This window comes from Paraburkholderia sp. BR10882 (genome assembly GCF_040948855.1).
GTDB classification, from domain to species: domain Bacteria; phylum Pseudomonadota; class Gammaproteobacteria; order Burkholderiales; family Burkholderiaceae; genus Paraburkholderia; species Paraburkholderia nodosa_A.
This window is the reverse complement of record NZ_JBFPKP010000036.1, coordinates 23,750-45,278: the sequence shown is the minus strand read 5'-3', so window position 1 is coordinate 45,278 and position 21,529 is coordinate 23,750. Positions and strand designations below refer to the sequence as shown.

The window sequence follows — 21,529 nt, the reverse complement described above, 5'->3', positions numbered from 1 at the left end:
TTGGCATGGACTTCCCCTCCTGTTGGCGTTGATGTAGTTCGACACTCCATCATGGCACTTCGATGCCGACTCGCGGCTTCCGCCGCAGCCTCGGGACGGGGAAGTCCCTTTCATTCGGATAGGTCCGACGCGGACCTTGTTTCCCTTGCCTTCGTCTTACCTGGCACGGCCGCTGCATGCGCAGGTCGCATAAACGAAGGTCGAGTACCTCCTGCACCCTTGCGCCGGTATTGAACATCAGTGAAAACAACGCGTAGTCACGCCGACCGGCGGCGGTCGTTCGATCGACCGCATTCAGCAGCGCCTCAACCTCGTCCTGCTCGAGATATTCGATCGGCGCTGACCGCGCCCCGCGTTTGAATGGAATGCTGAGGATTGCCTGCGCCACCGCCAGATGTTCAAGACGTTCAGTTGCCAAGAACCGCGCGAATGTATGAATCGCGGCAAGCCGGGCATTACGCGTGGCAATGCCGTTGTGCCGGTCTCGCTCGAGAGGTGTCAGGAACTGTCCGACCGATTCGGCGGTGATCGCCGCAAGATCCAGACGTTCAATGCCGCAGTGTCGCTTCGCACTAAGAAATCGCATCAGAAGCACCAGCGTGTCGCGATAGCTATGGATCGTGTGCCGGCTCATCCCTCGCAACGTAGGTAGATAATCCTGGAAGAATCGGACAAGACTCCGTCCGAGCTCACCGGAGCAAGGACGCCGTTTCATCATTGCTCTCCCTGAACAAGATAGCCAAATCGTTTCGCGAACCTATCGCTCGCCAGCTCTCGGAGTTCCGGAATCCAGTGCAAATGGTAGGCAGTCGATACGATTGATACATGACCCATGTAGAGTGCGAGCTTTGGCAGGTTGGACTGGACGTCCGCCCCGTGACGATACCATCGCATCAGGGCTTCAATTGCAAGGGAATGCATAAAGTCGCGAATACGGGGAACCCGCCCGTCGGCATCCCGGAAGCCTGCTTCTTGCAGTAATCCCGTGATACCTTCATGCAATCCCGTTCCAGGGTAGCCCCGCAGACCATGGTGCATATTGCACAGTAACGGTGACGACGGCGTAGTGTCGAGAGGGGTAGCGAGGCGGCGCGTGAGGTAGCGGCGCAGTTCTAGCCGGGCACCGCACGAAAGCGGAACCCATCTCGATTTGTGAAACTTTGATTCGCGTATGTGCAGGACTCCAGCGTGCGCGTCTACATCGGCCAACGTTAGCCGTAGCAACTCCCTTCGCCTCAGCCCGGCGGTGCACAGCAGCACAAGCGCCAGGCGGAGGACATACGGCCTTAGTGGCGATGTCGCCGTGGCCTGACGCGTGTCTGCAAGTTCGAGTACGCTGAAGAGTCTGGCGGCGAAGATGCTTGCTGGTCTGGTCGACAAAGCGCTCAAGGCGGCGCTTCGAACAGGCGCTCGACAGGACGCCGGTAACCGTCCTCAGGTGGTGCTCGACTGTATCAGGAGCGAGTCCGCGCAGATCAATGAGATGGGATCGGTATTGCGAAATGAGCGAGTCGAACTGGCTCGGTTTAGCCACCGGAACGAAGAGACCTCGATCGCATAAAAAGCGTTCTGCCGCTCGCTGCGTGGCGAGGTATAAGGTGTCGTGCGACCACGGTGCGAACCAGCGGGACAGCGCAGTCGAAGTAATCGGTAGGCTGGTGCCAGCCGCTACATGGTTATAGACAAGAACCTCACGGAAACGGCGTACGTGGTGCCGTGCGCAAATGCGCGTATAGCCGGGCTCGACGACCCACGCCGAAAATTTGCGGACTAGCGGTCCTTGCGGGCCGGCAGCATAAAGCGGCCAATCGCGGGGAAAGAGAAATTCCAGCATGTGAATCTCCCATTCAAGTGAACGGAGGAATCACAATAGCTCGTTCCAGTTATGTGTAGTTCCGCCGCCTCAAAATCCCATCGGCCGAGGGTCCAGGCAGTTGACTCTACATAACGAGGTCCTGCACATAGGTCGAGGATGATCAAATCGGAGCGATCGAGCTTGGCCAGCGCGGAAGGTAACTGCAGGCTTTGGCGCGCGGCCTGCAGCTTCTGAACGAGCTCGCTGGTACGCGTGAACATCACGCGGTAGCCGACGTCGATCAATGCGTGACCGATAGCCGATCCCACGTGGCTTTTTCCGATCCTAGGGGGGGCGAACAAGAGAACCGTGGCGCCTTTCCAGCCATGACTCTCCGGTGGCCAGCGCTGTAACATGCACTTTTGAGAACATCGGCACGGCGCCGAAGTCGAAGGCGGCGAGCGTCTTGGTCGGGTCCAGATGCGACTCGGTACGGTGCCGCTCGATGCGTCGCTTAGCGCGTTCGGCCAGCTCGTGCTCTAGCAGTGCGCCGAGCAGGCGTGCGGCCGGCTAGGCTTCCTTATCCGAGCGCTCAGCAAACTCGGGCCACAACCTGCCGATCGTTGGCAAACGCACCTCGTTGAGCATCAGGGCCAGGCGGCCACCATCATGCGCGGGCGCGTTCACGCTGGCCACCTTTTCGAGCAGTTCGTGATAGACGGCAACGGGCGGCATCTGAACCTCGACATCGGGACATTGCGCCTCACGGGGTGCGTATCGGTCACGCAGCGCCTTGAGATCGGGAAGCTCGCCGGTTTCCAGCATCGCATCAAGCTGCCCGGCCAGTACGGCCTGCGCGCCATGCAGGCCCGCGAGCTCAAGCAGGCCGACCATCGTCTTACATGCGTCGCGTTGTGACAGGCGGGCATCGAGTTGCTCCCAGTTTCTGCGGTAAGCCGCGCGTCTTCCAGGCACACCACAGGTGAGCGCAATTCTGAGATCTTGGTGCCGAAATCCACGTCCAGGATGTCACCGCGGGTCGGCATGTACAGAGTCGCCCAGACGGCGAACGGAGAAATGGTGCCCATCAGATCGGACACCGTATGATTGTCGCGGCACGATACGGACCCAGGTCCGCGCCAGCTTCCTCTACGGCCACGCCCGCGCGGTCAGTGAGATGAATTAACAACTGCACGTCGCTGTCGTTGCGATCACGTACCAGAACGTGATCAGGCACACGACGCAGAACCGCTCGGGTTGCCTCAGCGATACCCGGCTTCACGCGATTCAAGTTGGAGATGTCAAAGCGAGTTGCCAGCGAGGACACCGCGTCATCAGCGGACGCTTGGAGTTCCAATCGCTGTTCGTTGGTCCATGGAGTTGCGGGATGAACCTCGCCCAGCGCCCCGCGTTCGGCCTCGATCTTATTGATGAACTCTCGGGTTACATCATGCTTAGGCAGGTGGTCGTATGTCACGCAACCATGAAGCCCGCCTTGAGTCGGCCAGATGGTGCGGGATACTAGGCCGGACACGGTCGCGCCGAGGATGCCAGACGGAATTACCCAGTCCTCTGCAGAGCCAGCTAGCCAAGCGCGGCCGCAGGGGTCTGCCAGAACAACGAGGCGAGGATCTTCTGGGAAGCGCTTGTCGTCGTCCAAGGTGCGCTTGAGCTCACCGGAGATTGCGCCTTTTCCGGTCCAACCATCCACGAAGACGATCTTTTCGGGACCGTGCAGCTGGATGACGGCTTCCAGAGCCACCGTGTCGATACCGCGATCGCGAATGATGCTGACGCCGTAGTGGTGAGCATCGCGGCCCATTTCGACGAGTGCCCGGCGCAGCAGGACGCCGAGGGGTACGCCTGCGCGAACAAATGAAACCAGGGCGATGCTCGGCCCGGTGTAAGCGGCACTCAATGCCAAGGCCAGGGACTGAACATTGGAAGCCATACGAGCGCCGTTCTGCGCCAGGACATGGGTGTGGAAACGCTTGTGCACGTCGGTAGGAGCCTGCTCCAAGCTTATCATCTCGGAGTAATGTTTCTGATTCGTCTGGATCAGAAGTTCCTTTTCGTCAACGTTAGTGACGCTCAGCGGCACGCGCTGCAAAAGGAAATGCACATCTTCAGGGGCGTAGCTGCCGCTGCCGACGGTGCTCAGTGTGGCGAGAAGATTAGTCATTGATGAGCCCCTTCACTACGGTCGCCAGTTGACTGTGCGCCGGCGTCGACCACATATGACAGTGGTCCATGAACCCCAGGTCGGAGATGCTGTCACCGAAGCCTAGGACTGGCCGCTCGCCGTGGATCTCACGGTCGCGACGCAACCATTCTTGAACGGCGAAGCGCTTTTCCAAACCCTCAGGCAGGAAGGCGAGGTTGTTGCCGTTAACATGGGTGTGCATGCATTCCAACATGCGTCGAGATTGAACTTCGGTCAGCAACTCGGTGAGCACCGAGTCGTTGGACTCGTTGTGCTTGGTCACGACGTAGTGGCGCAGACCTTTCTCTCCAACTACCCAACTGCGCACGGAGTAGCCCAGTTCTTTGCCGATTTGCAGGGTGGCTTCGCTCAGTGGCGACAGCCGGTCTTGAAAGGTCCGGAGCGACGCGGCCATCTGTCCGTGCCAGGTCTGGTCAGGCGATCCGTCAGGGCGGAGTATCACTCCACCGTGGGAGCAAATTGCGCCTTCGGTGAAAGGAAGCTTGACGCGGTTGTAGGCCTCCACGCTGCGTGCGGTAACCGGAACGACATCGGCTGAGGCCAGCAGCCAGTTGATGAAGAAGTTCTGGACCGGGTTCATGTACCCGTTGGGCTGCCCATGCACGTCCAGAGTGGCGATGATTCGTGGTGTGGCCTCCTCCATCTTGCCTGCGGTCTGGATCAGGGTGTCGTCGAGATCGACGAATATCAGCGGACGGTTACTGCTCATCGAAAATTATCTCCGCATTCAGGACATCAACCAGTTCTGCAGGGAGCGCTTGCGCCGGGGTTTCCGTGCAGATAAGAACTCGGTCGAACTGACCGGGCTTCACGTTGTAGAGGAAGTTCGGAATACCGAGGCCATAGTTGTCAGGAAACGACAGCACGTGCTCGATCGCGTGGCCCAGGGCCACAGGGGATCTCGTGGTGGAGCTGAAGTAGACGTCTGCCCCGGCTCGCTCCGCACGCTCCGCCAGCAGGAAGGGACGCCAGACGAACTCACCGGTACCAACTATGACTACGTTCTCGCCGGGCCGGATTTGAATGTCCGGTGCGAGCGTGTCCTCCACGCGGCGAACGCCCAAGCGCCCCCAGTCATTGCGGGGTGAGAGAGGCCATTCGCCTATAGAAACGGCACCGACGCCTGGCATATCCGGCAGGGGCGCGGACTGATCTTCGTGGAACTGATACGACCCGCTCAACAAGGATACGGCGGTGGTCGACTCTCCGATGGCCTTACTCACAGCACCCGCAGACCAGTCCGTCAGGACGCACGTGACCACTCGCTCGATCTTCTTCAGGCCGGCTTCGATTAGTGCGCGGTGCAGGTTGAGAAAGGTCTTGCCGGTAGAAGCCTCATCGTCCACCAGGACTAAGGATCGGGCCTGAAGCATCAAATCACGAACCTCGGGATCGACCGGCAGGTGGATTAAGTGGGTGCTGGCATGACTGTGCTCTTCCTCGAATCGAGCAAAGAGGTCGGTACCCAAAGGATGACGGGTACTGGTGAGGTACACGCTATCGGAACGCGTTGCACTATAAGCACGGTACACGCCGGCACCGAGGCCAACTGCGGTTTCGGCCACGCCGATTACCAGCACTGGGCCGGGCAGGTTCGCTGGGATCTCGCTGACGAGGCTCTCGAAACTGGCAGCCATGATCGATGGGCGCGCCGGTATGTAGCGTCCCAGAACTTTGGATACAAAGAGAAATGCCCGCTTTGGATTCCGGCGCTCCGCGAAACCGAACAGGTTAGCCGCAGGCAAGGTGGCGGCGTCGACTTTGACCTCGAGCAGTCCCCGCTTCAGTTTAGCGCGTAGGAACGTGGGTACTACATTGCTATCCATGAACTGCTTCCTAGTTTGATGCGAGGTCGTCGAGGACCTAACTGGCTGTTGAAAATTGCCCCGTTGTGACAACCGCGGCACTGTTTAAAATGATGGTATGCAATTCGTCGCTGAGTTGTAGATGGAGCGTCCGGATTGCACCACAGGCGAGTGCGCCAGCCAGCGCATTTTCGCGCGGTGGCGGCGCCTGGGCGACTCATTGCGCTGTCCTTGCGGCACCGCCGTCACTATTCCGGCCACTTGGCTCATGTTGCTAGCAGCATTGTCAGTTGAAGGATTTTTTCGCGATAATGGCAACGGTCATAGCAAAGCGCAATATCACGGGATTGCTTATTTCGCCAGCGAATACAGTTGCTCAACGGCAGATGATTGAGTGCCGCGAATGCATTTCATCTGCCAATGCATGACTTCAATGCCAACCATAAGATGCGTGCACAGCGAAAATCTTTGAATCCCAGCATAGGACGAGTGCGGCGCTTCATGGCACGGTAGTCCTGCTCTACAACATTGTTCAGGCATTTGTTCTGGCGGTCTGCTCGAGGTGGCGCAGACTCAGCCGATAGGCAACGTACCAGCGCAGGCATAGAAGGATTACGTCAAGTGGATAATGCAGGCGCTTGAGCACCTTCGCCACTGCGGGATTCAGGTTCTGCCTCATTGGTCAGATCGTCCGTCTTTGGGACTCGTATCCTCACCTCCGTGTGAGATGGACTTCCGGAAATGACTGATGCAATTTTCGCGCCGGACGGACGGTCATATTGACACAACACAATTCCGAACTGCCTGTTGCAAATGTCCAACATTTGTCGCGGATCGGACAATTTCGGAGATATTGCAACGCAATTCAACGGGATAAGGTAAGGTGACCAATGAACGCTTGATTGCATGGGTGCATTGTTGCTTAGTTTCGGTTCAGCACGGGGCTGCTCTCCTCATCATCCGCCAGGAAATCGCCGAATAGGCCGGGACCTGCGAGGTAAGCAACTCGCGAAGACCCTTCTCGACAGCTGATGGAGTCGATTGGTATTTGCTATCCAAATTATGGCGGTACCATAATGGACAAGACAACGAGCCATTCCTGACTGGCGTTGCGCACGCAACAGCCATGGTTCTGCGAAATCCCCTTGGACCTTGTTCGGCACCAACGTTTCTCTGGGGCGGCTAACCGCCAGGGCAGGCGTGAGTTCCATCACTGCGTCCTTGAACCCGATGGGTGTCTGGTGCGGTTCGCAACCAGCTTGAGAAAACGGGTGCGATATCCGGCCCTGCAGGCAAGGCGATAGCATAACGGAACCAAATTCGCAGGATTGCAATGACGATGAAAAACCGATCGTCATTGCTCGCAGCGGCAGGAAATCGTTCAGGTTGTATGGAATTGAGCGTTTTTTTCTACCTTTGTTTCTTACTCTTTGGGGCGGTGCGGCGGTCGGGTGTCGGTACCCCTCGAGGTACCGAAGCAGACGATCGACAGCTTCCTGCTCGCCCTCGATTGCAGCGCGTTCGTCATCAGTGAGAGGAGTTTCCTGCAACATCCGGATCATGCCCGTCTTCGAAGAGAGCAAGTCGGCTTGGGACGATTTCTTCGGAACGTAGAAGTCGCAACGCACACACGCCATGCGGTGTGGACATTGATCGAAGAACTCATATGAGTACAGCCCGTGACCAAGGTCATAGTACTTCCACGGCTGGTCCGTGTGCCGATCGTCGATCGCCTGCCGGTCAATGAGCACCTCCATCATTCGAAGGTTGCGCTGGAAGTACTGTGCTTCAGAATGAGCTCTGGCCAGCTTTGTGGGCGTGATTGCGACGTAATGCTGGGTCGTTGCTGGCGACCGATGACCAAGCCACGCTTGCAGTTCGAACAGGGACATTGGTTCCCGCGCGTTAAAGAGCTGGCTCGCGATGGTCGAGCGTGCCCCTGTGGCTGCTGATCTGTCCGCGAGCATCCACGCAAGGAATGCCTGCCCTCCGGCAAAGCAAGGGGATGAGATGTCGGTTCAGGTACTGGCGTGGTATCGCCCTTGCACGATACGAGAAGAGGAAGTCAACCTGCTCTCCGGTTTTGACGTCGAGCGCAGCCGGTTGTACGGGACGTACTCGCTCCCACGCCAATATTGCTTCTCCGACGACCGAGTCAATCGGTTTGGTAAATGCAGTTCCGGTCTTGTGAACCGGAACGTCGAGCATCCGGCATTGGTGTACCTGGTTGCCCTATCGATGTTTCTTCACGTACACAGCCAACTCTTAGCCGTACGATCTCCTCACTACTTAGTGCGGCGAAGAGAGTGCGCCATTCGAATGCAAAGGGTATAAGCAAGCCCAAAGCGACAGAAATAGACAGCTTTCCGCTGAAGTCGCGAGGTTCCTGACAAATGGAGCGATGTCGGCCGTGCGCTTTCTGTTGAGATAGAAGTCGAGCATCTGCTCGACCTGGAGATGAAGACGCAGGATGCACCCAATATCATCTTCCGTTTCTGCCGCAAGAATCAGGGGATCTGCGTCGAGAAGAGTGCCTAAATCTAGATTGACGGTTGTTGGTGTGTTGTTCATTGTTGTTCTCAAAGAGGGGGCGGAAGCCCCGGCGACACTTCCGTAGCGGGCGCAGTCGCCGTGTCAGGCCCGGCGAGTGTCAGTTATCGGCATCGTCGTCCGAATGCATGGCAACATCATCTTCTTCCGGCTCGGGCTGGGCCGGTTCTCCGGCGTGTCGTCGAGCAGGTACATGACCCGAATTAGCAAGGACTTTCCCGATCTCGTGGCATAGCGATATGCCAGGATGGTTGGTGCTGGACAACCCATCTGAGAAGGGGAAAGTCATGGACAAGATTACTCGTATCGGCGTGGATCTGGCCAAGAACCTGATCCAGGTGCACGGCGTGGACAGCATGGAACGCGTGGTGGTCAGGAAAGCCATCTCACGGCAGAAGTTTCTCGAATGGTTTGCCAACCTTGCGCCATGTCTGGTCCCAATGGAAGCGTGCAGCGCAGCCCACTACTGGGGGCGCAAGCTGCGCGACTTGGTCACGAGGTTCGCCTGATTGCGCCGCAATTCGCTGCGCCATACTGCAAGGGCGGCAAGCACGTGAAGAACGACAGGCTGGATGCCGAGGCCATCTGTGAGGCCGCGGGGCGACCGCATATGCGCTTCGTGGCCGTCAAAACGGCAGACCAGCAAAACGTGCTGTTGCTGCACCGGATGCGAAACGGTTTCGTCGAGGAGCGTACCGCGCTCGTCAACCGGTTGCGCGGTGAACTCGTCGAGTTCGGCGTGTTCCTGCCGCAAGGCATCAATGCATTTCGTGCCCGCTTCGTCGAGGCACTGGAGGACGGGGCCGCTGAACTGAACGATGTCGCGCGCACTGCGCTGGCACGAGGCCGGGAGCACCTGCAGGCCCTCGACCAGCAAATCGCCTGGTGCGACGCGCAGGTCGCCACGCACGTGAAGCAAGACAGCAGCGCGCAGCGCGCCATGGCGATCATCCGCTGCCAGGCCCGTCCAAGCGGGATCTGCGTGTCCGCCGGCAGATCGACCGCCTTGTTCGGGTAGCGCTCGCGCAGCAAGGCGAGCGCATCCATGACGGGATGGGCGGTCTGCGCCTGGAAAGGCAGGTCCAGCAGCTGTGCAAGCAGTGCATGCGCCACGTGCCGCTTCGAGACGAGCTGTGCCCGCATCAGGCGGGTCCGACTGGGCGCATCCTGTTTGAGGACTGTGTCCGCCAATTCGCACAATTGCCTGGCAAGCACATCGCGTGTCAGGTCCCTGTTGCCTGCGAGCGCCTTGACTGCCGTGGCAAATTCGCGCAGCTGCGCCTTCAGATCCGGGCGCGAGGCGGCGCCCCGATCGTTGGCTATCCTGATCGCCTTGCGGACCCAGTCGCCGAGCATCGACAGGAGCTGGTCGGTTGCCGAGCACAACGCGTAGCGCATGAAGCAGGCGGCCTAGAGCCGCCGTATGGCCGGCTGGATGCGGTGGCTCACCGAGGGTTTGCGGTCCGCGCAGCGCCGCGCATAATGCCGGACGATAGCTTCGTTGCATGTGTCGGGGCACTGCACCCGTACACCGAGCTCGACCAGATAGTCGAGCTTGAGCAAGAGTTCGCTCATCTGTCGCGTCGAATTGCGCAGCGGCACCGGCCACAGCCATTTCTGCAGGCTCGATGCCTCGCCATGGGGCTTCGGCAGCAGCTTGCCCCAACGATCCAGTGTGGCTTCGACGTCCTGGATGGCCTGCACGATCAGTTCCCGCAAGGTGCGATCGCGCGGCAACAGGATGGACCGCATCCCGAGATAGGTCTGCCGCCAGTGTTCCATCGCCGTCCGCTCCGCAGCCGAAAGGGGAACCGCTCAGCGTATGCCAACAATATCGCCTTGGCAGTTGGGGGCGAGGCACTGCGGGCCTCCGGGGAAGACAAACAGCAAGCTCTTGATTTCACGGAGACTTAATAAAGGGCTAGACCGCAAAGCCTTGTCAGGTCTGGAGCCCGCTAACCCGGTAAACGGCATCAAAATCACGGGGCCCCCAGTATGCAAGCGAGAACGACCGTGCGTGGTTGAAAAAAGACTTCACGTGGTATGCAGCATGAGCAAGGGAAATTGTTGGGACAATAAATGGAGCGTGTGTGGTAGCGCTAGTACGCCAATCACGATGAGGCTCGGCGCGATATCAACCAGTACATCATCGCTTTCTACAATCCAGTGCGCTTGCACTCCACGCTGGGTTATCTGTCGCCCGCCGCCTGCGAGGCGAAACCGACAGCGAAAGAAGCTATCTGCCTGTCCGAAATTTATTGACCCATGCATCAAGACAGCGGACGTGCCGCCACTCACACCGCGACTTAACAATGCAACTCTTACGGGGCATCATCTCGACGACGTAGCCGTCCCTCAGGTCACGGCGCCGCGCGTGGCGAATTCAGGCGCACGCCAGGTTTCTTCGGTAAGCACTTGGCGCAGATGCTCAACGGCATCCCACACATCCACGTGGCGCGTATACAGCGGTGTAAAACCGAAGCGCAACACATGCGGCTCCCGATAGTCGCCGATCACGCCGCGCGCGATCAACGCCTGCATCACCTCGTAGCCGTGCGGATGCTCGAAGCTCGCGTGCGACCCGCGTTGCGCATGCGCGCGAGGCGTGACGAGCGTGAGCGGAAATTCCTTGCAACGCGTCTCGATCAGTTCGATGAAAAGGTCGGTCAGCGCAAGCGACTTTTGGCGGATCGCCAGCATGTCGGTTTGCAGGAATACATCGAGTCCACATTCGACCAGCGCCATCGAAACCATCGGCTGCGTGCCGCACAAAAAGCGGCCGATGCCGTCGTCGGCGATATATGTCGGGTTCATCACAAACGGCGCACGATGCCCCCACCAGCCTGACAGCGGCTGCTCGAACTCACTCTGATGACGATGCGGCACCCACGCGAACGCAGGCGAACCGGGACCGCCGTTCAGATACTTGTATGTGCAGCCGACCGCGCAATCCGCGCCGACACCATTCAGATCGACGGGCACGGCGCCCGCCGAGTGCGCGAGATCCCACAGCACTAGCGCGCCCCTGTCGTGAACCAGCTTCGTCAGTGCGGCCATGTCGTGCATGTAGCCAGTGCGGTAGTTGACGTGAGTGATCATCGCGACGGCGACGTCGTCGGTGATCGCCGCGGACAGCTCGGACGGATCGTCGACGAGGCGAAGTTCATAGCCGCGATCCAACTGCTTGATCAGCCCTTGCGCGATATACAGATCAGTCGGGAAATTCGAGCGTTCCGACACGATCACGCGGCGCTTCGGGTCGCGCTTGTCCTGCATCCGCAGAACTGCCGACAACGTCTTGAATAAGTTGATCGAAATCGTATCGGTGACGACGACTTCGTTGTGCGCTGCACCGATTAGTGTCGCAAGCTTGTCGCCCAGTCGCCGCGGCAGCGAAAACCAGCCAGCCGCGTTCCAGCTGCGGATTAGCCCTTCGCCCCATTCGGCGCCGATGACGGTCTGCGCCCGCTGTGCAGCCGCGACGGGCGGCACGCCGAGCGAGTTGCCGTCCAGATAGATGACGTTCGGAGAGAGCGCGAACTGGTCGCGCAAGAGTGCGAGGGGGTCGGCCGCATCGAGTGCGAGTGCTTCTTCACGTTGATTCATGATAGTCCGCTCTTGTCATTCGAAAGAGGGCGCGTTCGTGCGGAACGCGGTGATGCGGTTGCATTGGTTTCAATGCCTGCGTACCGCAGGTTTGTTGCACAAATGACGCCGGAAAAACACCATCCCCGTTACCTCGCAATCTTGAATACCGACACGGCGTCCTGCAGCCTGGTGGCCTGCTCATCGAGGGAAAATGCCGCCGCAGTGGACTGCTCCACCAGCGCAGCATTTTGCTGGGTAACCTCGTCCATCTGCAGGACCGCCTGATTCACCTGCTCGATGCCTCGGCTTTGCTGCTCCGACGCGATAGCGATTTCACCGACGATGCCTGAGACCTGCTTGATCGCCTGCTTAACATCATCCATCGTCACACCGACCGCGCTTGCCTGCTTCGCCGCGTGGTCAATCGCTTGGACCGATGAATCGATCAACTCCTTTATTTCCTTCGCGGCTGCAGCCGAACGCTGTGCAAGGCCGCGCACTGCACTCGCAACGACGGCGAAGCCCCGACCTTGATCACCGGCGCGCGCCGCCTCCACTGCAGCATTCAGCGCAAGAATATTGGTCTGGAAGGCAATCCCTTCTATAACAGCCGTAATTTCCGAAATCTGCATCGAGCTGCTGTTCATCTTTCCAATCGCACGGACCATATCCTGCACAGCATCGTTGCTCTCGTCGGCTATGACGGCTGCCTTCATTGCGAGATGATTGGCTTGCGACGCGTTGTCAGCATTCTGTCTGACTGTCTCCGTCAGCTGCGTCATGCTGGCAGCCGTTTCTTCGAGCGACGCCGCTTGAGCCTCGGTACGTGCAGATAGATCAGCATTACCACTAGCAATCTCTCGCGACGTTACCGTTACTGCATCGGTGGTCGCGTGGATGCCAGTGATGAATTTCGCTAGCTGGCTGTTCATCTTCCGCAATGATTGCATCAAACGTCCGACCTCATCCCGGCCGTAACTTTCGATACGTGAGGTCAGGTCTCCGCACGCGACGGTCTCCGCCACGGAGACTGACTTACGCAGGGGAAGGACAATGGTCCTCGTGATCAAGAATGCGGTGAGAGAGCCCGTCGCAAGCGCTAGTCCAATCAACCCAATTGTGACTTCTACGGCCAGCCGGTAGTCCTCTGCTGCAGTGGTTCGAGCAATTTGGCTTCCGTTGCTGGTGAGTTGGACTTCCGCCTCGATCAATTTGGCGACAGCGGTGAACGCATCGGCAGCCCCCCCCGTCGCGAGCGAGCGGGCCGAGGCAAAACTTCCCTCACCCTGTTCGGAAAGCGAAAGCAGTCTGTTATCCATTTCCAGATAGGATTTCCACGCCTTCCGGGTTTGCTGGTTGAGCTGATCCTCTTTCGCTGACGAGATGAGTCGCCCATATGCTTCGATTTTCGCGTCGAGTGTGCGAAGCGCAAAGTCCCTCATGATGCGCTGGGATGCTTTTTGCACGGGATCCGTTTCAAGCACACTTCGTAGCGTTGACTTGCGAACGTTGTTTGCCCATGTACGAATGTCCCCAAGCACAGCGACTTTCGGCAGCCAGCTATCGGCAAACTGAACTGCCCCGTTGTGCACCCGAGCTGTCTGGAACAGGGCGACGGAGCCTGTCACGCAAAGAAGGATTAGCACGAGCGCAAAGCCAGCGCCAAGTCGGACGCCAATTCGGACGTTAGCAAGAAGGTTTCGCATAACGGGATCTGTCTGAGCGAAAATGCAAAAGCGCTGGAGTCCACGACCGATGGTGCCATTCCCGGTCGATTCCTCCAGCTTCTGCGGAAGACATCCTAGAACTTGTGCCGGATTCCCGTTACCGCCACGAACTGATTACCCGTTGAGGAGGCTGAGAAACCCGTGATGTTCGCGACCGCCGATTTGTCAGTAGAGTCCGTTCCCGTCGCATGCTGGTAAATCGCGGAAATATAGACGTCGGTCCGCTTCGACAGGAAATAATCGACACCTGCGTCGACCTGGTGATAGGCCGCGTGATTGACGCCGTAGCCCTTCGTATAGTCGTAGGAGATACCCAGATTCAGCGCGGGGGTCACGAGATACTTGAAGCTGACCTCAGCATTGTGGAACGCGGCGTTGCCATGATAGTGTAGCGAATTCAGGGCACTTAGTGCGCCAAGACCCCGGAACTGGGTGTTGGTGTACATGGCACCAAGCGTGGCCTGTCCTAGCTGATATGCTGCGCCCGCTGCAATGATCTGCTGCGTGCGCGCTGACGCATAGCCCGAATAGACGGTACTGGCAGTCATGTTCGACGCTGTCGTGCTGGACGTCGAATTGTTGCCGAAGAACGAGAAGTTCGGGTCTCGCACATTCAGGTATGCTGCGCCGAAGGAAAGCGGACCGTTGTCGTAACCTGCGCCGAGGGACCAGATCTGGTTGGTGCCAAGGTGGCCGGCAACGCCACCCAAGCTGTACAGTCCGCCGAATTTCAGGCCTGCGTAGTCGACGCTCCTGAACTTGATTGCGTTGTTCACCCGATTGGTGTTCTGGAGGTTGTCAAGATCACCGGGGTGCGCGCCATAGCCCGTTGCCCACTGTGCAGCGGATTCAAAGCGCGCCGTGTAATCCACTACCGCATCGTACTGGCGGCCCAGTGTGACGGAGCCGAAGCGATCCGATGCCAGTCCGACGTAGGCCTGGCGACCGAACAGGTCTCCGCCTTGCAGCAGTTTTCCGTTGGTCACGCTAAAGCCGTTCTCGACGGTGAACAGCGTCTTGAGTCCATTGCCGAGGTCTTCGACGCCACGCAGCCCCCATCGGCTGCCTTGCATGTTGCCGCTCGCCAGCGTGTAGAGCTTTTGACCGCCGGAATTATTATTGAAAGCGAAGCCCGCATCGACAATGCCATACAGCGATACGCTGCTTTGTGCGTAGGCGTGACCAAATAAGGACATTATTGCCGCGCCGGCAAGCAGACTCTTTCTCACAGTGATCTCCAGGTGAATTTGAACAGACGGAATAGACGCTTCGCGTGTGACCCGCGATGTCAGCGTTGGCGCACTCTACCGCCTCTGTTCTCCTGGCGTATTCGAAATCAAACAAACTCGCTTTGCGCCTTTCGCAAAGCTTTGCTATGCCGTGGGGGGATGCCGATCGTTTGTCCGCTGCAGGTCTGCGACCAGATGATCGAGACAGAGGGTGGCGAGCCCGGTCAATGGGCGCGTCGATGACGTTTTGACCTGCAGGCGACGCTGTTGCAGCAGTGCATTGGCGAACGGGATTGCGACCAGACCGTCGGAATCCATGCGGTTCGCGACCGAGACAAAGCCAGTCAGCATGATGGCGTTCGGAATCACCTGGGTAAACCGGTACAGTGACGCGACGTAGCGGCTCGTGATCGGTGTCACGACCTCAAATCCTTCAACGTTGCAGGCGATGTCAAACAACTGGCGAACCGTCGTACCGGTGTCCTGCAACAAAACCGGGTAGAGGTGGAGGTCTGGCAATGTAAGCGATTTTTGACCCGCAAGCGGGTGGTCTCTCGACATCAGCGCCATGACGGGCGCGGGAAGCGTAAGACGAGCAACCACATCCGGTTCGGGCTTCAGGCTGAACGAAAGCGCGATCGACGCATCCCCATCGACCAGCATGCGGCTTGCGTTATCAGACGATGTGACCTCGATCACGACCACGGCCTCTGGGTACAGCTTGTAGAACGCTGCGAGCGAGTTCGGCAGGAAATCGAGGGCAAAGCCTTCGGTGCATGCAATCTTGATCTTGCGCTGTCGCCGCCTCTGGTCGCCTTGAATCGCGCTCATCACGGCCTCGGCATCCGTAAGGCTATTTTGCGCATAGCGCAACAGCATTCGGCCAGCGTCAGACAGCACCATGCCACGCGCGTGTCGTTCGAAAAGCGGCGCGCCGACGTCGCCTTCGAGCTTCGCGATATGGCGGCTCAACGCTGATACAGTTGCGCCGAGCTTTTCGGTGGCAGCCGTCAGCGATCCACTCTGTGCCACGACTGAGAAGTAATACAGCGACGAATCCAGCAGGTTGCGCATTTCGGACCTGGCATACAGGGTTGCGATTTCCGCAAATATACGTTGATTGATTGCGAATACAAAAGATTGTTTACCCGGGTACTCTGGGGACATCGATTCTTTGATTCCAGAACATGAGCCGCTCAGAAGCCATCTCGCACGTCTCCCGTCACTTCGAAAGCGGAGCGTTCCAAGCGGTATTGCGCCGTCGCGTCGGCCTTCGCACGGAGAGCCAGAACCCGGATGCACAGGCTGCGCTGACTGGCTATTTGTCCGACGAGATCGCTCCCGCGCTAGGCGCTATGGGATTCACGTGCGACATCGTGGAAAACCCTGAAGCAGGCATGCCGCCGATGCTGATCGGCGAGCGCGTGGAAGCGGTCGGACTGCCCACGGTGCTGATCTACGGTCACGGCGACGTAGTCAACGGCGACGCAGCCAACTGGACAGACGCGCGTTCCCCGTGGGAGCTGTGCACAGACGGGGACAGCTGGTACGGCCGCGGCACGGCAGACAACAAGGGGCAACATTCGATCAATCTGGCGGCTCTTGCGTCGGTACTTGCCACGCGCGGCAGGCTTGGCTTCAACGCGAAGGTGATCATCGAAATGGGGGAAGAAGTCGGGTCGCCGGGACTCGACGCGGTATGCGCGCGGTATGCGGACCGGCTGGCTGCCGATCTGCTCATCGCCTCCGACGGACCGCGACAACGCGCTGCTGCACCGACGATGTTTCTTGGGTCGCGAGGCGCATTGCATTTCCGGCTGCGCGTGTCGAATGCATTTGGCGCGCGTCACTCGGGCAACTGGGGCGGCGTGCTGGCTAATCCCGCGACCGTGCTGGCGAATGCGCTTGCGAGCCTTGTTGATGGCAGTGGCCGGATTCGCGTCAACGGCCTGTTGCCGCCGCCGATTCCGCCGCGCGTGCGCGAGCTCGTCGCGAGTCTCGAAGTGGGTGCCGACGAAGGCGATCCGCCGTTGTCACAGGGGTGGGGCGAACCCGGTCTTAGTGATGCGGAGCGGGTGTACGCATGGAACACGCTGGAAGTGCTGGCGATGCAGGCAGGCAACGTCGGCCGGCCAGTCAGCGCGATTCCGGGCAGCGCGGAAGCGGTGTGCCAGTTGCGCTTCGTGGTCGGCACGGATTGGTTGAACGCGCGCGAATTGCTGATCGCGCATTTGCGCCGCGAAGGTTTCGAGAACGTCGACGTGACGATCGAAGCGTCGGGCAGCGCGACGCGGCTCGATCCTGATCATCCGTGGTCGAAGTGGGCGGAAGCCTCGATTGCAGCAACCTCTGGCAAGCCGGTGACCATCCTGCCGAATCTCGGCGGCACGATCCCTAACGAGTGCTTCGCGACGACGCTGGGTCTCGCGACTGTCTGGATCCCGCACTCTTATCCGAACTGCCGCCAGCACGCTCCCGATGAACATCTGCTGGGGAGTGTTGCGCACGAGTCGCTGCAAATCATGGCCGGCCTGTTCTGGGATATGGGGGAATCGGGGCACACGGTTCGCGAGACGCTCCGGGCTTCGACGAAGCGCTAATGGCAGTAGTCCCACTCTCAAGCAGTCTTTCTTCCGGGTCTCAAGATCATGCAATCTGTTGCTACTGAAGGACGTGCTGTGCGCCAGGACAACCGGCCACTGAAGCGCCTTATCGTCGCGAGCAGCGTCGGCAACGCGCTCGAATGGTTTGACTTCGCAGCGTATGGCTTCTTCGCCGTCACGCTGTCGAAGCTCTTTTTCCCCGCGCATGACGAAACGGTGTCGCTGCTGCTGACCTTCGGCACGTTCGGGCTTTCGTATATTTTCCGTCCGCTCGGCGCGCTGGTTCTCGGACGCTATGCGGACCGGCACGGCCGCAAGGCGGGACTGCTCGCATCGCTTTGGCTCACCACGCTCGGCACGCTGATCTGTGCGCTGATTCCGACCTACGCAAGCATCGGCCTGGGCGCGCCCATTGGCCTCATGCTGGCGCGCGTGCTGATCTCCTTTTCGACAGGCGGCGAGTTCGGCAGCGGCACCGCGCTGATGATCGAACAGAAGTCCACACGAAAGTCTTTCCTTGGAAGTTGGCAGTTTTCGAGCCAGGGTATGGCCACAGTGCTTGCTTCGTTCGCGGGCCTCGCACTCAGCAGCCAGCTTTCGACGGATCAGATCGAAGCGTGGGGATGGCGCGTTCCATTTGCTTTCGGCCTTTTGGTAGCGCCCGTCGGTCTCTATATTCGCCGTCACATTGACGACACGCTGCAGCCTTCAGCGGCGAAACATGCAGCGCCCATTCGAGATCTGCTCGTGAGTCACAAGGGGCGCGTCCTGCTTGCGGCAGGCATCATGGCGGTGTCCACGGCGGCCAGTTATCTGATGATTCTCTTTATGCCGACGTATGCCGTGAAGCAGTTGCATCTGCCAGCGTCGACGGGTTTTGCGGCGACGGTGCTGACGGGCGCGATCCTGATGGTGTTAACGCCGTTCATGGGGCATCTCGCCGACAAATATGGACGCAGCCGGATGATGACGGTCTCCGCGCTTCTCACGCTGCTGACCATCTATCCCTGCTTCCGATGGCTACTGGCGGCGCCCTCTCTGTCAGTGCTGATGTCGATAATGATGCTGGCGGGCGTGTTGAAGGCAATCTACTTCGGTCCGCTCGCAGCGGTGCTGTCGTCGCTCTTTCCCGCCTCGCTGCGCAGCACGGGACTCGGCTTCAGCTATAACATCGGCGTCATGGTGTTTGGAGGATTCACGCCGTGGCTCGTGACGGCCATGATCGGCTGGACGCATGATCCCGTATCGCCGAGCATCTATCTGATGGGCTGCGCCGTGCTCAGCCTCGTATGCATCGGCATCTATCATCGGTTCATCGTCAAACACATCTAGTTCGAAGCGAAGCGCTGACATGACTTTATTTTCTACCGCGCAGGACAGTGACTTCAGTGGCTGGATGATGTACCACTCGGTTGGTGTATTCCCCGGCCAACGGGAGGCCGTGACGGCGGCGCTCGCACGCTTCACATCCGACTGGTATGCACCCGACGAACGACGCTGGAGCGTCGGGCTCGGTGCGCGTGACGCGCTGCTGTCGAACTGGGCGACGCTGATCGGCGCAGACGCCGCGCACGTATTCGGCGCGCAAAATGTCACCGACGTCTTCGCACGTTTCATCGACGGTCTCGACGATGCGGCCTTGCGCGCACGCACGGTGCTGATTGCCGCCGACTGTTTTCCGAGCCTGCACTTCCTGTTGAACGGTGTTGCGGCACGGCGCGGCTTCACGTTGAAAACGGTGCCGGTGCGCGCCGGTGAAGCCTACGTTCGCGACGAGGACTTCGTCGCGGCGTGGGATGCGCATGTTGGGCTTGCGCTGATCACGTGGGTATCGTCGCTGACGTCCAAACGCGTCGATCTGGCCGCGCTCGCTGCGCACGCGCGAACCACGGGCAGCCTTGTCGCGGTCGACATCACGCAGGGCGCGGGCATCCTGCCGTTCAATCTGCGTGAGATACCGTTCGATTTCGTCTGCGGCTCCACGCTCAAATGGCTGTGCGGCGCGCCGGGATCGGGTCTTGGGTATGTCGCGCCGCATCTGCTGACGTCCGCCGTCACACCTTGCGTGCGCGGCTGGTTCAGTCAGGCCGACCCGTTCAACTGGAACCTCGATGCGTTTTCGTATGCGCCCGACGCACGCCGGTTCGACACGGGCACACCGTCGCTGCTGCCGTTCGTCGCATCGAAGCCGGGCTTCGACTGGCTGCTTGCGCAGCCGCCGGGCAAGCTGCGCGCGCAGAACCTGTCGTTGTGCCATCAACTTGTCGAAATCACCGACGGTCTCGGCTACGCGCTGTTGTCGCCACGCGACGATGCATCTCGCGGTGGCAGTGTCATGGTGCGGACGCCCGCACATCTGGATCCTCAGGAGGTCGTGGCGAAGCTCGCTTCGCAGCATATCCTGGTCGACTCGCGCGGCCGCACGTTGCGTCTGTCGCCCGGTGCGTGCACGACGGTGGCGGGCATCGAACGTCTCGCTGCGCGGCTGCCGCGATGAAAGCGAAAGCGCCGCATGTAGTGCGGTCAAATGCGCCGCGCGCAGAAGGCGTGTCGTGCGTCCTGACGGGGCCGCCCCGGATGCCAGTTGCTGCACCGCTGCATTTGTGAAACCCCGCTCTTCAGCTCAGGATCATGATCATGACCAGTCCATCGTTTCTTCCCGCTCCGCTGACCGGTATTCGCGGCTTTCTCGTCCCGATGTCGTGTACCGATCTGGCCGCGACGACGCAGTTCTTTATCGAACATCTCGGCTTCCGCATCGATGCCATTTTTCCCGCTGACAGTCCTCGCACGGCGATCCTGTCGGGCTGCAATATCAGGTTGCGCCTCAGTGTAGACCTCGTCGGCGGGGTGACGAAGCTCGACGTGCTGTGCGACGACGAGTTTCAACTCGGCGACGATACGCGAACACTGACCGCGCCGAACGGCGTCGAGGTCAGGCTCGTCCCGGCCGAGCCTCGCATGAAGCAGCCTGTCAACAGACAGGAACTCGTGTTGTCTCGTGCGCAGGATGGGGCACCGTGGACCGTCGGTCGTGCGGGCCTGCGTTACCGCGACCTGCTGCCAAACCGGCACGGAGGTGCGTTTATCGCATCACATATTCGGATCCTCGGTGGCGGCCCCGTTCCCGATTACGTGCACTTCCACAAGATCCGTTTTCAGACGATTTTCTGCCGCAAGGGCTGGGTTCGGGTCGTCTACGAGGGGCAAGGCGATCCGTTCATTCTGGAAGCGGGCGATTGCGTGCTTCAGCCGCCGGAGATCCGGCACCGCGTGCTGGAAAGTTCGGCCGGGGCAGAGGTGATCGAAATCGGTAGTCCGGCCGAACATATCACGATGGCCGACCACGATATGGCGCTTCCTTCGGCTGTCTATGATCCCGCCCACGATTTCAACGGTCAGCGCTTTGTTCGGCATGTCGCAAAGAACGGCACGTGGAGTCCGTGGAAATCGCCGGGTTTCGTCGTAACGGACACGGGTATCGGTGCGGCAACGAACGGCCTCGCGGGCGTGCGCGTGGTGCGCCCGCAAGGCGAGGGCAAGGTCGTTTCGCGCATGCACGATACGGAGTTCTGCTTTTTCTTCGTGCTCGCAGGAACTCTCGATGTCGTGCAAGGCGACGACCAATGGCATCTTCGAGCAGACGACAGCATTGCGATCCCCGGCATGCTTCCCTATGCGTTTAAGCACTGCAGCGCCGATTTGGAACTGCTCGAAGTGACCTTGCCAGCCGACTTCTCACTCGCGTGAGCAGTCGCTCGTGTTCGAGCACGAGATCGTCGCCGTAGTTTGAGCGCGTGATTCCCGTTGCGCTCGATGTGACCGGGGGGGAGGGTGTGGCTACGCTGCGCGTTCCGCCTCGGGTCTCGCGTTGCCTGTCAACAATGTGCGCGCATGAACCGCCTGCGGTCGTTTATCGCGGTGCAGAATACTGACGATGTGCGGGCCGAAATGGAAGTCAATTACTTCGGCGTTGCGACACCAAACGCTTTCACTGCGCCGCACGCG

General features: G+C 59.5%; 19 protein-coding genes and 4 pseudogenes. 7 read left to right on the top strand and 16 right to left on the bottom strand.

Annotated elements, in window-relative coordinates; translation table 11 throughout:
* Positions 1–49: 49 nt before the first annotated feature.
* The 8 genes and pseudogenes from AB3X99_RS39545 to AB3X99_RS39510 form a co-directional block, all read right to left on the bottom strand.
* A complete protein-coding gene (locus AB3X99_RS39545) occupies positions 50–634 on the bottom strand; it encodes a tyrosine-type recombinase/integrase (protein WP_368661894.1) in 585 nt (194 codons plus the stop codon).
* An 80-nt stretch (positions 635–714) separates the two neighbouring features.
* On the bottom strand, positions 715–1,380 hold the full coding sequence (locus AB3X99_RS39540) for a tyrosine-type recombinase/integrase (RefSeq protein WP_368661898.1): 666 nt from the start codon (positions 1,378–1,380) through the stop codon (positions 715–717).
* Between the two features lie 390 nt (positions 1,381–1,770).
* Complete coding sequence (locus AB3X99_RS39535) at positions 1,771–2,124, bottom strand: ATP-binding protein (protein WP_305120855.1); 354 nt, start codon at positions 2,122–2,124, stop codon at positions 1,771–1,773.
* 16 nt (positions 2,125–2,140) lie between these two features.
* The gene (locus tag AB3X99_RS39530; RefSeq protein WP_368661897.1) at positions 2,141–2,302 is read right to left on the bottom strand and encodes a hypothetical protein; all 162 of its coding nucleotides are present in this window, start codon (positions 2,300–2,302) and stop codon (positions 2,141–2,143) included.
* A 180-nt stretch (positions 2,303–2,482) separates the two neighbouring features.
* Positions 2,483–2,752 (bottom strand): annotated as a pseudogene (locus tag AB3X99_RS39525) (IS21 family transposase); the annotation flags it as partial.
* A gap of 130 nt (positions 2,753–2,882) precedes the next feature.
* On the bottom strand, positions 2,883–3,977 hold the full coding sequence (locus AB3X99_RS39520; protein ID WP_368661893.1) for a cysteine protease StiP domain-containing protein: 1,095 nt from the start codon (positions 3,975–3,977) through the stop codon (positions 2,883–2,885).
* Positions 3,970–4,728: a trehalose phosphatase gene (locus AB3X99_RS39515; RefSeq protein WP_368661892.1), complete on the bottom strand. Its 759-nt coding sequence runs from the start codon at positions 4,726–4,728 to the stop codon at positions 3,970–3,972. Before AB3X99_RS39515 ends, AB3X99_RS39520 begins: the two co-directional genes overlap by 8 nt.
* Entirely contained in the window at positions 4,718–5,845 is a 1,128-nt protein-coding gene (locus tag AB3X99_RS39510; protein WP_069269012.1) for a phosphoribosyltransferase domain-containing protein, read from the bottom strand. Before AB3X99_RS39510 ends, AB3X99_RS39515 begins: the two co-directional genes overlap by 11 nt.
* A 121-nt stretch (positions 5,846–5,966) precedes the next feature.
* Here AB3X99_RS39510 and AB3X99_RS39505 point away from each other — a divergent pair, with 121 nt between their 5' ends.
* Positions 5,967–6,218 carry a hypothetical protein gene (locus AB3X99_RS39505; RefSeq protein WP_368661899.1) on the top strand — a complete coding sequence of 84 codons (252 nt, stop codon included), beginning with the start codon at positions 5,967–5,969 and terminating at the stop codon, positions 6,216–6,218.
* Here the strand turns inward: AB3X99_RS39505 and AB3X99_RS39500 are convergent.
* From AB3X99_RS39500 to AB3X99_RS39490, 3 genes and pseudogenes are all read right to left on the bottom strand, one after another.
* Positions 6,176–6,375: pseudogene (locus AB3X99_RS39500) on the bottom strand (DDE-type integrase/transposase/recombinase); the annotation flags it as partial. The gene AB3X99_RS39505 and the pseudogene AB3X99_RS39500 overlap by 43 nt on opposite strands.
* 405 nt (positions 6,376–6,780) lie before the next feature.
* The gene (locus AB3X99_RS39495) at positions 6,781–7,716 is read right to left on the bottom strand and encodes a hypothetical protein (protein WP_368661891.1); all 936 of its coding nucleotides are present in this window, start codon (positions 7,714–7,716) and stop codon (positions 6,781–6,783) included.
* 397 nt (positions 7,717–8,113) lie between these two features.
* Positions 8,114–8,395, bottom strand: coding sequence for a hypothetical protein (locus AB3X99_RS39490; RefSeq protein ID WP_342922286.1), 282 nt, complete (start codon positions 8,393–8,395; stop codon positions 8,114–8,116).
* A gap of 266 nt (positions 8,396–8,661) precedes the next feature.
* Here AB3X99_RS39490 and AB3X99_RS39485 point away from each other — a divergent pair.
* Positions 8,662–9,113 (top strand): annotated as a pseudogene (locus tag AB3X99_RS39485) (IS110 family transposase); the annotation flags it as partial.
* A gap of 671 nt (positions 9,114–9,784) precedes the next feature.
* On the opposite strand, the gene AB3X99_RS39480 reads toward AB3X99_RS39485, so the two are convergent.
* On the bottom strand, positions 9,785–10,156 hold the full coding sequence (locus AB3X99_RS39480) for a hypothetical protein (RefSeq protein ID WP_368661890.1): 372 nt from the start codon (positions 10,154–10,156) through the stop codon (positions 9,785–9,787).
* Positions 10,157–10,412: 256 nt separating this feature from the next.
* Between AB3X99_RS39480 and AB3X99_RS39475 the strand changes: the two are divergent.
* Positions 10,413–10,636: pseudogene (locus AB3X99_RS39475) on the top strand (IS3 family transposase); the annotation flags it as partial.
* Between the two features lie 93 nt (positions 10,637–10,729).
* Here the strand turns inward: AB3X99_RS39475 and kynU are convergent.
* From kynU to AB3X99_RS39455, 4 genes are all read right to left on the bottom strand, one after another.
* Complete coding sequence (gene kynU, locus AB3X99_RS39470; RefSeq protein WP_368661889.1) at positions 10,730–11,980, bottom strand: kynureninase; 1,251 nt, start codon at positions 11,978–11,980, stop codon at positions 10,730–10,732.
* A 128-nt stretch (positions 11,981–12,108) separates the two neighbouring features.
* Positions 12,109–13,668, bottom strand: coding sequence for a methyl-accepting chemotaxis protein (locus AB3X99_RS39465; protein WP_368661888.1), 1,560 nt, complete (start codon positions 13,666–13,668; stop codon positions 12,109–12,111).
* Between the two features lie 95 nt (positions 13,669–13,763).
* Positions 13,764–14,918 carry a porin gene (locus tag AB3X99_RS39460; RefSeq protein WP_368661887.1) on the bottom strand — a complete coding sequence of 385 codons (1,155 nt, stop codon included), beginning with the start codon at positions 14,916–14,918 and terminating at the stop codon, positions 13,764–13,766.
* Positions 14,919–15,062: 144 nt separating this feature from the next.
* Positions 15,063–16,085: a LysR family transcriptional regulator gene (locus AB3X99_RS39455; protein WP_368661886.1), complete on the bottom strand. Its 1,023-nt coding sequence runs from the start codon at positions 16,083–16,085 to the stop codon at positions 15,063–15,065.
* A gap of 20 nt (positions 16,086–16,105) precedes the next feature.
* On the opposite strand from AB3X99_RS39455, the gene AB3X99_RS39450 reads away from it, so the two are divergent.
* The 4 genes from AB3X99_RS39450 to AB3X99_RS39435 all read left to right on the top strand — a co-directional run bounded on the left by AB3X99_RS39450 (position 16,106) and on the right by AB3X99_RS39435 (position 21,271).
* Complete coding sequence (locus tag AB3X99_RS39450) at positions 16,106–17,518, top strand: M20 family metallopeptidase (RefSeq protein ID WP_368661885.1); 1,413 nt, start codon at positions 16,106–16,108, stop codon at positions 17,516–17,518.
* Positions 17,519–17,566: 48 nt separating this feature from the next.
* Positions 17,567–18,853, top strand: coding sequence for an MFS transporter (locus AB3X99_RS39445; protein ID WP_342922293.1), 1,287 nt, complete (start codon positions 17,567–17,569; stop codon positions 18,851–18,853).
* A 19-nt stretch (positions 18,854–18,872) separates the two neighbouring features.
* A complete protein-coding gene (locus tag AB3X99_RS39440; RefSeq protein WP_368661884.1) occupies positions 18,873–20,018 on the top strand; it encodes an aminotransferase class V-fold PLP-dependent enzyme in 1,146 nt (381 codons plus the stop codon).
* A 140-nt stretch (positions 20,019–20,158) separates the two neighbouring features.
* Entirely contained in the window at positions 20,159–21,271 is a 1,113-nt protein-coding gene (locus AB3X99_RS39435) for a cupin domain-containing protein (protein WP_368661883.1), read from the top strand.
* The last annotated feature ends 258 nt before the right edge of the window (positions 21,272–21,529 follow it).

Excerpts from the sequence above, each read along its gene's own strand:
- AB3X99_RS39445 (WP_342922293.1), top strand. The coding sequence starts at position 17,567 with ATGCAATCTGTTGCTACTGAAGGACGTGCTGTGCGCCAGGACAACCGG.
- kynU (WP_368661889.1), bottom strand. The coding sequence starts at position 11,980 with ATGAATCAACGTGAAGAAGCACTCGCACTCGATGCGGCCGACCCCCTC.
- AB3X99_RS39465 (WP_368661888.1), bottom strand. The coding sequence starts at position 13,668 with ATGCGAAACCTTCTTGCTAACGTCCGAATTGGCGTCCGACTTGGCGCT.
- AB3X99_RS39490 (WP_342922286.1), bottom strand. The coding sequence starts at position 8,395 with ATGAACAACACACCAACAACCGTCAATCTAGATTTAGGCACTCTTCTC.
- AB3X99_RS39440 (WP_368661884.1), top strand. The coding sequence starts at position 18,873 with ATGACTTTATTTTCTACCGCGCAGGACAGTGACTTCAGTGGCTGGATG.
- AB3X99_RS39450 (WP_368661885.1), top strand. The coding sequence starts at position 16,106 with ATGAGCCGCTCAGAAGCCATCTCGCACGTCTCCCGTCACTTCGAAAGC.
- AB3X99_RS39510 (WP_069269012.1), bottom strand. The coding sequence starts at position 5,845 with ATGGATAGCAATGTAGTACCCACGTTCCTACGCGCTAAACTGAAGCGG.
- AB3X99_RS39455 (WP_368661886.1), bottom strand. The coding sequence starts at position 16,085 with ATGTCCCCAGAGTACCCGGGTAAACAATCTTTTGTATTCGCAATCAAT.
- AB3X99_RS39435 (WP_368661883.1), top strand. The coding sequence starts at position 20,159 with ATGACCAGTCCATCGTTTCTTCCCGCTCCGCTGACCGGTATTCGCGGC.
- AB3X99_RS39480 (WP_368661890.1), bottom strand. The coding sequence starts at position 10,156 with ATGGAACACTGGCGGCAGACCTATCTCGGGATGCGGTCCATCCTGTTG.
- AB3X99_RS39545 (WP_368661894.1), bottom strand. The coding sequence starts at position 634 with ATGAGCCGGCACACGATCCATAGCTATCGCGACACGCTGGTGCTTCTG.
- AB3X99_RS39495 (WP_368661891.1), bottom strand. The coding sequence starts at position 7,716 with ATGTCCCTGTTCGAACTGCAAGCGTGGCTTGGTCATCGGTCGCCAGCA.
- AB3X99_RS39505 (WP_368661899.1), top strand. The coding sequence starts at position 5,967 with ATGGAGCGTCCGGATTGCACCACAGGCGAGTGCGCCAGCCAGCGCATT.
- AB3X99_RS39515 (WP_368661892.1), bottom strand. The coding sequence starts at position 4,728 with ATGAGCAGTAACCGTCCGCTGATATTCGTCGATCTCGACGACACCCTG.
- AB3X99_RS39520 (WP_368661893.1), bottom strand. The coding sequence starts at position 3,977 with ATGACTAATCTTCTCGCCACACTGAGCACCGTCGGCAGCGGCAGCTAC.